The sequence below is a fragment of the Kitasatospora sp. MAP12-44 genome, from assembly GCF_029892095.1.
Lineage (GTDB): Bacteria > Actinomycetota > Actinomycetes > Streptomycetales > Streptomycetaceae > Kitasatospora.
Genome location: NZ_JARZAE010000004.1, coordinates 4,812,245 through 4,824,822, shown reverse-complemented (window position 1 = coordinate 4,824,822; position 12,578 = coordinate 4,812,245). Strand labels below are relative to the sequence as shown.

Genomic DNA, 12,578 nt, shown 5'->3' with positions numbered 1-12,578 from the left:
GCCGCGCCTCAGACCGACTACACGTCGATCCCCCGCAATCGGCGGTACCTTCCCGTTAGGCCACCGAGCCGAACGGGCGGGCCGACGGGAGCGACACCGCAGGGAGGGTACGAGTGCTGGAAGAACGGGAGTCGATCGGCAAGCGAGTGCGGCGGGCCAGGCTTCGACTGGGGATGCCTCAGGCGGATCTCGCTGCCGCTGTCGGCAGAACACAGGGGTGGGTGTCGAAGGTCGAGCGCGGCACGATCGAGCTGGACCGTGCAGGGATCATCAACGAACTCGCCGCAGCTCTGCACTGTCACCCGAACGACTTGGTGGAGCGCCCCTACGTCGCCGGGAAGAGTTCCGAGAACCAGTGGCAGGTGTCGGCGGCGTCGATCCTCCGGGAACTTCGCCGTTATGACCTGACCCCGGTCTTCGATGGACGGCCCCGATCGTCTCCCGAGCTGTGGCAGGAGACCGTACGCCTCCATCGGCTCCGCGACGCGGCAGCCAACGTCGCCATCCTCCGCATCCTCCCGGACATGCTTCGTGAAGCCCGCGCGCTGGCTGAGGTCTCGGCGGGACACGAGCGCGAGGAAGGCTTCGCCATCTACGCGGTGGCCTGCAAGTTCGCCCACACTGCCGCTCACTCGCTCGGTCATCCAGAGTTGATCACCATGGCTTGCGAGCGGGCCGCGTGGTCCGCACGGCTTTCCGGAGATCCCGTGATGATCGCGGTCTCGGACTGGATGCGAGTCTGGGACATGTGGGCAACCGCCGACTGGGCCGACTCGATCGCACTGTCCGACAAGGCGCTCTCCTCGATCGAACGCGAGTACAACACCGGTGACCCGCTGGCCCTTCGGGCCTGGGGAACTCTTCAACTGCGGGCAGCGGTCTCGGCCGCAAGAGCCGGCGCACCCGAGCAGAGCGAAGACCGCATCCAGCAGGCACGGGCGGCATCAGCTCGCATCGACGCCGCCACAGACGGCGAACCGATCTTCGACCGCCACTCCCTCACGTTCTCCGCCGGGAACGTGCAAATCCACGCCATCTCAGTCCAGTTGGAGATGGGCAATCACGCCAAGGCACTCGCCCTCAATGAGAGGGCCGACCCCTCACAGGTCGCCATACTGCCCAACTCCCGGCGCGGGCATCACCGGATGGACCTGGCGCGAGCGTGGTTGTGGGACGGCAACCGGGACAAGGCGCTCGTGGAGCTGGAGGAGGCGGAGCGAATCGCACCCCAGCTGATCCGCAACCACCCCATCGCGCGCGCCACCCTCCGCAAGATCGTCTATGCGGAGCGGGCGACTACCCGGGAACGACTTCGCCGCATGTCCGACCGCTTCCACCCGGATGGATAGGCAAGCATTCCGCTGATTCATATTCAGCTGCAGTCGTCCCCCTACCGTCTGTAGGCATGAGTGGACGACGCACTACCCGCAAGGGCGCACACACCCCCTCACACGCCAGGCCGTCGCGCCTCGGGGACCTCGCACGGGACACCGCTGCGAACCTCATAGGCGTCGTGGTGGAAGTCCCGGGAGAGGGCGTCTTCGCGTACCACCTTCGCCCTCCAGGCGGGGGTGAGGAATGGGCCGCGCCCCGCGACGGCTCAACCCTGGAACCGCTCAGTGACCGGGCAACGGAGGGTGGTTGAGCCATGACCACTGACGGTCGGCTTCTTCCCGCCCACCTGGTCAGCGCGAGCAGGCACCTGCGGGCACGAGCGGTCCCCGACTACCACGACGATCCCCCGACCGGTCCGCCTGATCAGGTTCTTTATGTCCCCGACTCGTCCCGTGCGGAGGTTCGCGCCCGGGTCCTGGCAGGAATCGGGATCGCACTCCGCAGACGGGCCGCACATCAGGCGGCCCGATGAAGACGGCGGTGGCGGCTCCCCTCCGGGCAACTCGGCAGTGTGTGCGGGTTATGCCGTGCGAGCCGGAGTCGGCTGCGAAGGCCCGCCGGCTGGTTGGCGAGAGGTTGTCGGCGTGGTCGTTGCCGGACGTGGTGGATGCGGCCGAGCTTCTGGTGAGTGAGCTGGTCGGCAATGCCGTCCGGCACACGGGCTGTAGGCGGATCGCCGTGTCTGTCCACTTCGCTGGTGACACCGTCCGCGTGGGCGTGCGGGACAGCTCGTTCACGCTTCCGTGTGTCATCGACGCCGGGACGCGCGCGGAGTCCGGGCGGGGCATAGGCCTGGTTGCGGCGCTCGCGCATCGGTGGGGAGTCGATGAGGCTCCGTACGGCAAGGTGGTCTGGGCTGAGGTGAGGACCAGGACCGTGTGATGGCCGCTGCCGTGCGCCCCGGCCGACATCGGGGCGAGCATCGTGACCACCTCGCAGAGCAAGCCGGAGCCGAAGCACAAGTGACGACCACCCAGCATCAGCCGGAGCAGGCCGCCATGCGCGGCCTGCTCCAGGCCGTCACCGAAGAACTCGGCCGCCCTGGCCCGGACAGGTTCGGCCTCACCATGACCGGCGACGAACAGTACGTCTGGCTGGACCACCCGGCGCACCCGGCGCGGGCGGCCTCCAAGGGCTCCGACCCCGACTGACCGCCGCTGCCCGGCCCGGGCCGAGGGCTCAGAGCGTGGCGCCGCCGTCCACGTGGCTCAGGGCGCCGGTGGTGTAGGCGCTCTCCAGCAGGTGCAGCACGCTGCGCGCGACGTCCTCGGGCTGCCCGATCCGGCCGAGCGGGGTGGCCTGGGCCGTCTGCTCGAACAGGGCCGCGCGGGCCTCGGCCGGCAGGCCGTCCCAGAGCGGGGTGTCGATCAGGCCGGCCACCACCACGTTCACCCGCACCGGGGCGAGCTCCAGGGCCAGCGAGCGTCCCAGGCCGCCGATGCCGGCGTTGGCGGCGGCGGTGGCGGCCAGCTCCGGGTAGGCCTTGTAGCCGGCGGCGCCCGCCAGCAGCACGATCGAACCGCCGGCCGCGATCTTGCGCCCGGCGTGCCGGACGCAGAGCAGCGGCCCGATGATCTTGGTGTCCAGCGAACGCCGCACGGCCTCCAGCGACACGTCGTAGACCGAGCCGACCGCCATGTCGCCCGGGCAGACCACCAGGTGGTCGAGCGCGTCGAGGCCGCCGAAGAAGCCGCGCACGCTCTCCTCGTCGGTGACGTCGACGACGCCGGTGCGCACGCCCTCGATCTCCTTGGCCGTGTCGGCCAGCTTCTGCTCCGAGCGGGAGCCGACCAGGACCTCGGCCCCGGCGGCGACGGCCTGGCGGGCCACCTCCTTGCCGATGCCGGAGGTCCCGCCGACAACGACGACGCGGGTGCCGGACAGGGTGGCTGCAACCATGGGTCTTCTCCTGAGTCAAAGGGGAGCGGTGCTCCCCGCATGCCTCGACGATCGCAGCGCCGCGCACCCCCAGGCAGGCCGCGACTTATCCTGGGAGGCCGACCACCAGTCAGGCCCAGCTGCCCCCTCGGGGGTCGTTCTCGCCCACCCGCGACCCAAAGCCCTCGCCATGGGCGACACTGGAGGGTCTGCGTCTGACCGATGGAGGATCGCTCAAAGTGAACGACGGCCCGCTGATCGTACAAAGCGACAAGACTCTGCTCCTTGAAATCGACCACCCCAAGGCCGCCGAGTGCCGTCGAGTCATCGCGCCCTTCGCCGAGTTGGAGCGCGCGCCCGAGCATGTGCACACCTACCGGGTGACGCCGCTGGGCCTGTGGAACGCGCGGGCCGCCGGGCATGACGCCGAGCAGGTGGTGGACGCGCTGGTGAAGTACTCGCGCTACCCGGTGCCGCACGCGCTGCTGGTGGACATCGCCGACACGATGGCCCGCTACGGGCGGCTGCAGCTCAGCAAGCACCCGGTGCACGGCCTGGTGCTGACCACCACCGACCGCCCGGTCCTTGAGGAGATCCTGCGGTCGAAGAAGATCGCGCCGCTGGTCGGCGCCCGGGTCGACCCGGACACCGTGCTGGTGCACCCCTCCGAGCGCGGCCAGATCAAGCAGACGCTGCTCAAGCTCGGCTGGCCGGCCGAGGACCACGCCGGGTACGTGGACGGCGAGGCGCACCCGATCGAGCTCGACCAGGACGGCTGGCAGCTGCGCCCGTACCAGCAGCAGGCGGTCGAGGGCTTCTGGCACGGCGGCAGCGGCGTCGTGGTGCTGCCCTGCGGCGCCGGAAAGACGCTGGTCGGCGCGGCGGCGATGGCGGAGGCCAAGTCGACCACGCTGATCCTGGTCACCAACACCGTCTCGGCCCGCCAGTGGAAGCACGAGCTGGTCAAGCGCACCACGCTGACCGAGGACGAGATCGGCGAGTACAGCGGGACCCGCAAGGAGATCCGCCCGGTCACCATCGCCACCTACCAGGTGATGACGACCAAGCGGAAGGGCGCCTACGCGCACCTGGAGCTGTTCGACGCCCGCAACTGGGGCCTGGTGGTCTACGACGAGGTGCACCTGCTGCCGGCCCCGGTCTTCAAGTTCACCGCCGACCTGCAGGCCCGCCGCCGGCTCGGCCTGACCGCCACCCTGGTCCGCGAGGACGGCCGGGAGGGCGACGTCTTCTCGCTGATCGGGCCCAAGCGCTTCGACGCGCCGTGGAAGGAGATCGAGGCGCAGGGCTACATCGCGCCCGCCGACTGCTGCGAGGTCCGGGTCACCCTGACCGACACCGAGCGGCTCGCCTACGCGACCGCCGAGCCGGAGGAGCGCTACCGCTACTGCGCCACCACCGCGACCAAGCGGCGGGTGGTGGAGGCGCTGGTCAAGAAGCACGAGAAGGACCAGACGCTGATCATCGGGCAGTACATCGACCAGCTGGACGAGCTGGGCGAGGTGCTGAACGCCCCGGTGATCAAGGGCGAGACCAGCAACGCGCAGCGCGAGAAGCTCTTCGAGGCCTTCCGGACCAAGGAGATCAGCGTCCTGGTGGTGTCGAAGGTCGCCAACTTCTCGATCGACCTGCCGGAGGCCACCGTGGCCATCCAGGTCTCCGGGACCTTCGGCTCCCGCCAGGAGGAGGCCCAGCGGCTGGGCCGGGTGCTGCGGCCCAAGGCCGACGGGCACTCGGCGCACTTCTACTCGGTGGTCGCCCGGGACACCGTGGACCAGGACTTCGCCGCGCACCGCCAGCGCTTCCTGGCCGAGCAGGGGTACGCCTACCGGATCATCGACGCGGACGACGTCTAGCGGCGGCCGGCGCCGGCTGGCGGTAGCTAGAGCTTGACGCCGTCGCGGCCGAGGAAGACCACCCGCGCGGCGGTGTCGAGCACGATGCCGACGTTGCGGACGGTGGTGGCCAGCGGGCCGCGGCGGCGGCCGCCGGGGCCGGCCGCGGTGGCGCCGTGGGTGGGGGTGGGAACGGTCTCGTTCTGCGGTGTGCGCGCCCGGGGGGTCTTGGCCGCTGCCGGGGGCGCCGTCATGGTTACGGGGCTCATGTGTTCCACCGTAGTTTCCGGGCATCCCGGACACATCACCCCAAAGGCCGCAATCCTCGGGACCGAAGTCGTCCTCAAGGTGGACGGGACCCCTACTCCGGGGGCAGAAAACCCGTTGGTGCCGTGACGACCCGGGGTCTAAGCTGTCCGGTCTGCCCCCTCCCGAACCGTGGTGCCGTCCGTCGGCAGCCGGGGGAGGTGCCAGCCGCTCGGCAACCGGCTGGTGTCCTTCACTGTGAGCTACGACGAGTCCGCCGGACCCCTCAGCGGGCCGGCCGGGAAGGTTCGCTGTGCATTCCCCCGCCACCACTGACCCCGCCACCACTGACCCCCTGCAGTCGGCCGACCCGCTGCAGCGGGAGCGCGACCACCTCGCCTCCTCCCGCGCCGCCCTGACCGCGATGCGCGAGGACGCCCAGTCGCTGGACATCTCCGACGTGGCCGGCAGCTGGGTCACCGCCGCTGTCCTGCACAACCAGATCCAGACCCGGATCGCCTCGCTGGCCGACCTCGTACACACCCCGCTCTTCTTCGGCCGGCTCGACTACCTGCATGCCATCTCCAGTGATGAGTCCGAAGGCGCAGGAGGAGAGCGGTTCTACATCGGGCGCCGGCACGTGCACGACGCCGTGGGCGACCCGATGGTGATCGACTGGCGCGCGCCGGTCTCCCAGCCGTACTACCGGGCCAGCCGGACCGTCCCGATGGACGTCGAGAAGCGCCGCCGCTTCGGCTACACCGGCGGCGAGTTGACGGCCTACGAGGACGAGCACCTGAGCGACCCGGAGGAGTCCGACACCGGCTCCGCGCTCCTCGCGGCCGAGATCGAGAAGCCCCGCGTCGGCCCGATGCGCGACATCGTCGCCACCATCCAGCCCGAGCAGGACGAGATCGTCCGCGCCGACATCACCGGCACGGTCTGCGTCCAGGGCGCCCCCGGCACCGGGAAGACCGCCGTCGGCCTGCACCGCGTCGCCTACCTGCTCTACGCGCACCGCGACCGGCTGGCCCGCACCGGCACCCTGGTGATCGGCCCGAACAGCTCCTTCCTCTCCTACATCGAGCAGGTCCTGCCCGCCCTGGGCGAGTTGGACGTGGCGCAGGCCACCGTCCAGGAGCTGGTGGCGCATGTCGAGGTGCGCGCCGAGGACTCGGCCGCGACCGCCCGGCTCAAGGGCGACGCCCGGATGGCCGAGGTGCTGCGGCGCGCCGTGCGCTCGGGCATCACGCTGCCCACCGAGCCCTGCGTGGTGGTCCGCGGCTCCCGGCGCTGGCGCGTGCCGGCCTACGAACTGGTGGAGATCATCCAGGAGTTGGCCGCCCGCGAGCTGCGCTACGGCGCTGCCATGGAGGCGCTGCCGCAACGCATCTCGCACGCCGTGCTGCTGAAGATGGAGCAGGGCGGCGAGGCCCCCGACGACCGGGTGCAGGACGCGGTGGCCCGCTCGGCGCAGGTCAAGGCCACCGCCAAGGCCTGCTGGCCGCCGGTCGACCCGGCCAAGCTGGTGCACCGGCTGCTCACCGACGCCGCGTTCCTGGCCGAGTGCGCCGAGGGCCTGCTGGACGAGGACGAGCAGGCCCTGCTGCACCGGCCCAGCAAGGCCCGCTCGGTCAAGAACGCGCCGTGGACCGCCGCCGACGCCGTACTGATCGACGAGACCGCCGACCTGGTGCAGCGCACCCCCTCGCTCGGCCATGTGGTGGTCGACGAGGCGCAGGACCTCTCCCCCATGCAGTACCGCGCGGTGGGCCGCCCGCTGCAGCACCGGCTCGGCCACCGTGCTGGGCGACCTCGCGCAGGGCACCACCCCGTGGGCGACGGCCAGTTGGGCGGACGCGCTGCACCACCTGGGCAAGCCGACCGCGCACATCGAGGAGCTGACCACCGGCTTCCGGGTGCCGGAGGAGGTGATCGCCTACGCCTCGCGACTGCTGCCCGCGATCGCCCCCGGACTGGCCCCCGCCACCTCGATCCGCGACACGCCCGGTTCGCTGATGATCCATCACATCCCGGACAGGCTGGTGGAGTCGGTGGTCGAGGCCTGCCGCGCGGCGCTGGAGCACGAGGGCTCGACCGGCCTGATCGTCGCCGACGCCCGGATCCCGCTCTACGAAGAGGCGCTGACCGCCGCCGGGCTGGCGTTCCTGACGCCCGGCACGGAGACCACCGCCGCCGCCCGGCTGACCCTGGTGCCGGCCTCGCTGGCCAAGGGCCTGGAGTACGACTACGTGGTGCTGGACGAGCCGGCCGCGGTGGTGGCCGGCGAGCCGGACCAGCGGACCGGCCTGCGCCGGCTCTACGTCGCGCTGACCCGAGCGGTCTCCGGCCTGACGGTGCTGCACGCCGACCCGCTGCCGGCCGAACTGGGCTGAGAGGGACCGGCGTCGATCAGGGCGCGCCAGTGGGCGACCTTCGCGGCGTCCACCGGCGTGTCCCAGCCGCCGACCCGCACCGCGCCGCCGACGTGGAAGGCGTCGAAGCCCGCCGCCCGCAGCTCCGGCAGGTGCTCGGCGAGCAGCCCGCCGCCGATCAGGATCCGCGGCCGGTAGCCAGGCTCGCCGGCCTTGGCCAGCTCACCGGCCAGCACCTCGCGACCGGACGGCACGCCGGCCGCGGAGCCCGCGGTGAGGAAGGTGTCGAGGCCGGGCAGCTCGGCGACCGCGGCGCGCACCGCGCTGCGGTCGGCGCTGTGGTCGATCGCCCGGTGGAAGGTCCAGCGGCAGCCCTCGACGGCCTGCGCGACGGCGCGCACCGCGGGCAGGTCGACGGCGCCGTGCGAGTCCAGGAAGCCGAAGACGAACTCGTCGGCGCCCTCGGCCCGCAGCGCCGCGGCCCGGGCGGCCAACTCGTCGAGGTCGCCGGGCGCGAAGCCGTCGCGGATCCGCAGCATCACCCGCAGCGGCAGGTCCACCGCGGCGCGCACCGCGGCGAAGTCGCGTACCGCGGGGGTGAGTCCGTCGGCGGCCATGTCCGTGACCAGTTCGAGGCGGTCGGCGCCGCCGGACTGGGCGGCCTGGGCATCGTGCGCCGTCAGCGCGATGACTTCGAAGATTGGTCTAGACATATCGGCTACTCTGCCATATCGGCGCCCGGTGGGTCGAGACCCCCGCCCGCCGCACTCTCGGCGGCCGGGTCCACACTTGTGCCCATGCCGACCACCCCGCACCCCGCGACCGAGGCACTCCTCAACCGCTGGAACGCCACCCTGGAACGCTGCGCGGCCACCGCCGCCCCCGAGCCGTACGGCCGTGCCCTGCTGGCCCGTTGGGCCGAGCCGCAGCGCCGCTACCACACCACCGACCACCTGCTCGCCGTGCTGGACCACGTCGACACGCTCGCCGAGCACGCCGCCGACCCGGACACCGTCCGGCTGGCCGCCTGGTTCCACGACGCCGTCTACAAGCCGGACCGCTCCGAGAACGAGGAGCGCAGCGCCTCCCTCGCCGTGCGCGCGCTGCGCGAGGCCGGGCTCGCCGAGCAGCGGATCGCCGAGGTGGTCCGGCTGGTCAGGCTCACCGCCGACCACCGCACCGAGCCCGGCGACCGCGACGGCGAGGTGCTCTGCGACGCCGACCTGGCCGTCCTCGGCGGCGCCCCCGAGCCGTACGCGGCGTACACGGCGGCCGTCCGCGAGGAGTACGCCTTCGTCCCCGAGGAGGCCTTCCGGGCCGGCCGCGCGGCGATCCTGCGCCAGCTGCTGGCCCTGCCCGTCCTCTACCGCACCCCCACCGCGCACGCTCGCTTCGACCAGCGCGCCCGCGCCAACCTGGCCGCCGAACTCGCCGCCCTAGAGGCCTAGCTTCCCCACCGGCGCCACCACGGTCGCCTCCTTGCCGCACACCCAGTGCGGCTGCGGACCCAGCTCGGGCTCCACACTCAGCGCGTGCGGATCGCCCTCGGCCGCACAGGCCAGGCAGAGCGGCCAGCGCCCGTACGCCTCGAGCAGCGCGTCCTGCACGTCCTGCGCGACCAGCCCGAGCACGAACTCCGCGCCGTCCGGCCACTGCTCCAGCCACCACCGCCGGTGCGTCACGGCGTCCTCCACCAGCGACACCACCGCCGGATCGGCGACATCCCGGGCAGTGAGGTCGGCGAGGATCAGCGCGCGGGCGCTGTGCAGAGCGGCTTCGATGTCAGAACTGGGCATCCACCCATTGTCCCGCAGCGGGCCGGTGAAACGCCGCGTGGGCGGCCCCCCGAAGGGGACCGCCCACGCGATCGATGAAGCGACTGATCCGCAGCGGGATCAGAAGTCCATGTCACCGCCCGGCATGCCGCCACCGGCCGGGGCGCCGGCCTTCTCGGGCTTGTCAGCGATGACAGCCTCGGTGGTGAGGAAGAGCGCCGCGATGGAGGCGGCGTTCTGCAGCGCGGAACGGGTGACCTTGGCGGGGTCGATGATGCCCGCGCCGATGAGGTCGACGTACTCGTTGGTCGCGGCGTTCAGGCCGTGGCCGTAGGGAAGGTTGCGCACCTTCTCCACAACGACGCCGCCCTCGAGGCCGGCGTTGATCGCGATCTGCTTGATCGGGGCCTCGAGCGCCACGCGGACGATGTTGGCACCGGTGGCCTCGTCGCCCTCGAGCTCCAGCTTGTCGAACGCCACCGACGCCTGCAGCAGCGCGACGCCACCACCGGCGACGATGCCCTCCTCGACGGCCGCCTTCGCGTTGCGAACGGCGTCCTCGATGCGGTGCTTGCGCTCCTTGAGCTCCACCTCGGTCGCCGCGCCGGCCTTGATGACGGCCACGCCGCCGGCCAGCTTGGCGAGGCGCTCCTGGAGCTTCTCGCGGTCGTAGTCCGAGTCGCTGTTCTCGATCTCGGCACGGATCTGGTTGACGCGACCGGCGACCTGCTCGCTGTCGCCGCCACCGTCGACGATGGTCGTCTCGTCCTTGGTGATGACCACCTTGCGGGCGGTGCCCAGCAGGTCGACGCCGGCGTTCTCCAGCTTGAGGCCGACCTCCTCGGAGATGACGGTGCCACCGGTGAGGATGGCGATGTCGCCGAGCATGGCCTTGCGGCGGTCACCGAAGCCCGGGGCCTTGACGGCGACGGACTTGAAGGTGCCACGGATCTTGTTCACGACCAGGGTCGACAGGGCCTCGCCCTCGACGTCCTCGGCGATGATCAGGAGCGGCTTGCCGCTCTGCATGACCTTCTCCAGGAGCGGCAGCAGGTCCTTGACCGAGCCGATCTTGGAGTTGGCGATCAGGATGTACGGGTCGTCGAACGACGTCTCCATACGCTCCAGGTCGGTGGCGAAGTACGCCGAGATGTAGCCCTTGTCGAAGCGCATGCCCTCGGTGAGCTCAAGCTCCAGACCGAAGGTGTTGCTCTCCTCGACGGTGATGACGCCTTCCTTGCCGACCTTGTCCATCGCCTCGGCGATGAGCTCGCCGATCTGGGTGTCGGCGGCCGAGATGGAGGCGGTGGCAGCGATCTGCTCCTTGGTCTCCACCTCCTTGGCCTGCGCGAGAAGCTCGTCGGAGACGGCCTTGACGGCCTTCTCGATGCCGCGCTTCAGGGCCATCGGGTTGGCGCCGGCCGCGACGTTGCGCAGACCCTCGCGGACGAGAGCCTGGGCGAGCACGGTGGCGGTGGTGGTGCCGTCGCCCGCGACGTCGTCGGTCTTCTTGGCGACCTCCTTGACCAGCTCGGCGCCGATCTTCTCGTAGGGGTCCTCAAGCTCGATCTCCTTGGCGATGGAAACACCATCGTTGGTGATCGTGGGGGCACCCCACTTCTTCTCAAGGACGACATTGCGACCCTTGGGGCCCAGCGTCACCTTGACGGCGTCGGCAAGCTGGTTCATCCCGCGCTCAAGGCCGCGGCGAGCTTCCTCGTCAAACGCGATGATCTTTGCCATGTGAAGTGGTCCTCCGGGACGACGTCGACTGCACCGGACCGACAGTGCCCGCGACGGACGGCCCTGGTGTGCGGGGGTCCTGTCCCCTACCGCTCCCGGGGGCCTCACCGACCCGGTCCGTTGTCACTCTCATGCTGTGAGTGCTAACGCCAATGATTAGCACTCTCGGGTGGTGAGTGCAAGCTCTTCGCGGCAAGCCGCGGCAGACTCGCGGCCCGGGCGCGAACGACGGCAGGGCCCGCACCCTCCCCCGGCACGGGGATCGGATGCGGGCCCTGATGGATCACCAGCTCGTGGTCGAGCCGAGAGTCCGAGGTTCGGAAAGGTCAGACCGCGGGCGCACGGACCATGTCCGCCTGCGGGCCCTTCTGCCCCTGGGAGATCTCGAACTCGACCCGCTGGCCCTCTTCAAGGGTGCGGTAGCCGTCCATCTGGATCGCGCTGTAGTGGACGAACACGTCCGCACCACCGTCGACCGCGATGAAGCCGTAGCCCTTCTCCGCGTTGAACCACTTGACGGTGCCCTGAGCCATTCCGAACTCCCCTAGTGCTGTGCTGGCCCTTCACGTGCCCGCAGGTCGCGGGCCCGGGTCTCTGGTGGACCGGCCCGAGGAACCCCCCTGAGCGCAGCCCTGCACGCCGCAGCACCCAACCCCCGGACGCCAGTTGGCGCCGAAGGGACGGGTGGATGCGTCGACCGCGGCTGAATGTATCCGCATCGCAGCCCTCTGCAACAGGCCCACTGACGCAGAATTCAGGAAGGGCGCTAAGGGGTGTTCGGGGATGAATGCGACAGAACTCAGCAATTCACGCCGGGCATAGCGGACCAATCGTGCGAATTGTCCGCGGAATTCTGACACGCCGCCGACACAATCAAGCGGAACACCAGCGGGACGTCTCACCGGCCGGACGAAGCCTATGCCCTCGCGGACCGCCCCGCGGACATGCCGCAGGGCGCCCGCCGGCTGACGTGACGTCAGCGTGCGGGCGCCCTGCGGGAGGTGGTGGATCGGGGGCGCTCAGCAGCCGCCGGCCACCGCCGGGATGATCGAGATGCCGGCGCCGTCGTTGATCGCGGTGCCCAGGCCCTCCGCGAAACGCACGTCGTCGTCGTTCACATAGACGTTCACGAACCGACGCAGCTTGCCGGCCTCGTCCAGGATCCGGGCGCTGATCCCCGGGTGGTTCTTCTCCAGGTCGCTGACGACCTCGGAGAGGGTGGCACCCTCGGCGGAGACCTCGGCCCTACCGTCGGTGTAGGTGCGCAGGATGGTCGGGATGCGGACGGTGGAGCTCATAGGGGTCTCCTAGCT

At 70.8% G+C, this 12,578-nt stretch carries 12 protein-coding genes and 1 pseudogene; 6 read left to right on the top strand and 7 right to left on the bottom strand.

Annotated features, from left to right (window positions below):
* The first annotated feature begins 113 nt into the window (after positions 1 to 113).
* The 3 genes from P3T34_RS22580 to P3T34_RS22570 all read left to right on the top strand — a co-directional run bounded on the left by P3T34_RS22580 (position 114) and on the right by P3T34_RS22570 (position 2,546).
* Positions 114 to 1,349: a helix-turn-helix transcriptional regulator gene (locus P3T34_RS22580; RefSeq protein ID WP_280667853.1), complete on the top strand. Its 1,236-nt coding sequence runs from the start codon at positions 114 to 116 to the stop codon at positions 1,347 to 1,349.
* 514 nt (positions 1,350 to 1,863) lie between these two features.
* A complete protein-coding gene (locus P3T34_RS22575) occupies positions 1,864 to 2,277 on the top strand; it encodes an ATP-binding protein (RefSeq protein WP_280667852.1) in 414 nt (137 codons plus the stop codon).
* Positions 2,278 to 2,357: 80 nt separating this feature from the next.
* Positions 2,358 to 2,546: a hypothetical protein gene (locus tag P3T34_RS22570; RefSeq protein ID WP_280667851.1), complete on the top strand. Its 189-nt coding sequence runs from the start codon at positions 2,358 to 2,360 to the stop codon at positions 2,544 to 2,546.
* 28 nt (positions 2,547 to 2,574) lie between these two features.
* Here P3T34_RS22570 and P3T34_RS22565 read toward each other — a convergent pair whose 3' ends face one another.
* On the bottom strand, positions 2,575 to 3,294 hold the full coding sequence (locus P3T34_RS22565) for an SDR family oxidoreductase (protein ID WP_280667850.1): 720 nt from the start codon (positions 3,292 to 3,294) through the stop codon (positions 2,575 to 2,577).
* A gap of 218 nt (positions 3,295 to 3,512) precedes the next feature.
* On the opposite strand from P3T34_RS22565, the gene P3T34_RS22560 reads away from it, so the two are divergent.
* The gene (locus tag P3T34_RS22560; RefSeq protein WP_280667849.1) at positions 3,513 to 5,147 is read left to right on the top strand and encodes a DNA repair helicase XPB; all 1,635 of its coding nucleotides are present in this window, start codon (positions 3,513 to 3,515) and stop codon (positions 5,145 to 5,147) included.
* Between the two features lie 26 nt (positions 5,148 to 5,173).
* Here the strand turns inward: P3T34_RS22560 and P3T34_RS22555 are convergent, their stop codons facing one another.
* Positions 5,174 to 5,395 carry a hypothetical protein gene (locus P3T34_RS22555; RefSeq protein ID WP_280667848.1) on the bottom strand — a complete coding sequence of 74 codons (222 nt, stop codon included), beginning with the start codon at positions 5,393 to 5,395 and terminating at the stop codon, positions 5,174 to 5,176.
* A gap of 401 nt (positions 5,396 to 5,796) precedes the next feature.
* On the opposite strand from P3T34_RS22555, the pseudogene P3T34_RS22550 reads away from it, so the two are divergent.
* Positions 5,797 to 7,768, top strand: a pseudogene (locus P3T34_RS22550) (AAA family ATPase).
* Here P3T34_RS22550 and P3T34_RS22545 read toward each other — a convergent pair.
* Entirely contained in the window at positions 7,693 to 8,460 is a 768-nt protein-coding gene (locus P3T34_RS22545; RefSeq protein WP_280667847.1) for a copper homeostasis protein CutC, read from the bottom strand. The pseudogene P3T34_RS22550 and the gene P3T34_RS22545 sit on opposite strands and share 76 nt — an antisense overlap.
* An 84-nt stretch (positions 8,461 to 8,544) precedes the next feature.
* Here P3T34_RS22545 and P3T34_RS22540 point away from each other — a divergent pair, with 84 nt between their 5' ends.
* Entirely contained in the window at positions 8,545 to 9,195 is a 651-nt protein-coding gene (locus P3T34_RS22540) for an HD domain-containing protein (protein WP_280667846.1), read from the top strand.
* On the opposite strand, the gene P3T34_RS22535 is transcribed toward P3T34_RS22540, so the two are convergent.
* The 4 genes from P3T34_RS22535 to P3T34_RS22520 form a co-directional block, all read right to left on the bottom strand.
* Complete coding sequence (locus tag P3T34_RS22535; protein ID WP_280667845.1) at positions 9,184 to 9,543, bottom strand: hypothetical protein; 360 nt, start codon at positions 9,541 to 9,543, stop codon at positions 9,184 to 9,186. The genes P3T34_RS22540 and P3T34_RS22535 overlap by 12 nt on opposite strands.
* A 99-nt stretch (positions 9,544 to 9,642) precedes the next feature.
* The gene (gene groL, locus P3T34_RS22530; protein WP_280667844.1) at positions 9,643 to 11,265 is read right to left on the bottom strand and encodes a chaperonin GroEL; all 1,623 of its coding nucleotides are present in this window, start codon (positions 11,263 to 11,265) and stop codon (positions 9,643 to 9,645) included.
* 326 nt (positions 11,266 to 11,591) lie between these two features.
* Positions 11,592 to 11,798, bottom strand: coding sequence for a cold-shock protein (locus tag P3T34_RS22525; protein ID WP_035798772.1), 207 nt, complete (start codon positions 11,796 to 11,798; stop codon positions 11,592 to 11,594).
* Between the two features lie 486 nt (positions 11,799 to 12,284).
* The gene (locus P3T34_RS22520; protein WP_280667843.1) at positions 12,285 to 12,563 is read right to left on the bottom strand and encodes a MoaD/ThiS family protein; all 279 of its coding nucleotides are present in this window, start codon (positions 12,561 to 12,563) and stop codon (positions 12,285 to 12,287) included.
* Positions 12,564 to 12,578 lie beyond the last annotated feature (15 nt).

Bases quoted from the DNA above. Each gene is read 5' to 3' on its own strand.
- P3T34_RS22575 (WP_280667852.1), top strand. From the start codon at position 1,864: ATGAAGACGGCGGTGGCGGCTCCCCTCCGGGCAACTCGGCAGTGTGTG.
- P3T34_RS22565 (WP_280667850.1), bottom strand. From the start codon at position 3,294: ATGGTTGCAGCCACCCTGTCCGGCACCCGCGTCGTCGTTGTCGGCGGG.
- P3T34_RS22555 (WP_280667848.1), bottom strand. From the start codon at position 5,395: ATGAGCCCCGTAACCATGACGGCGCCCCCGGCAGCGGCCAAGACCCCC.
- P3T34_RS22545 (WP_280667847.1), bottom strand. From the start codon at position 8,460: ATGTCTAGACCAATCTTCGAAGTCATCGCGCTGACGGCGCACGATGCC.
- P3T34_RS22540 (WP_280667846.1), top strand. From the start codon at position 8,545: ATGCCGACCACCCCGCACCCCGCGACCGAGGCACTCCTCAACCGCTGG.
- P3T34_RS22535 (WP_280667845.1), bottom strand. From the start codon at position 9,543: ATGCCCAGTTCTGACATCGAAGCCGCTCTGCACAGCGCCCGCGCGCTG.
- groL (WP_280667844.1), bottom strand. From the start codon at position 11,265: ATGGCAAAGATCATCGCGTTTGACGAGGAAGCTCGCCGCGGCCTTGAG.
- P3T34_RS22525 (WP_035798772.1), bottom strand. From the start codon at position 11,798: ATGGCTCAGGGCACCGTCAAGTGGTTCAACGCGGAGAAGGGCTACGGC.
- P3T34_RS22520 (WP_280667843.1), bottom strand. From the start codon at position 12,563: ATGAGCTCCACCGTCCGCATCCCGACCATCCTGCGCACCTACACCGAC.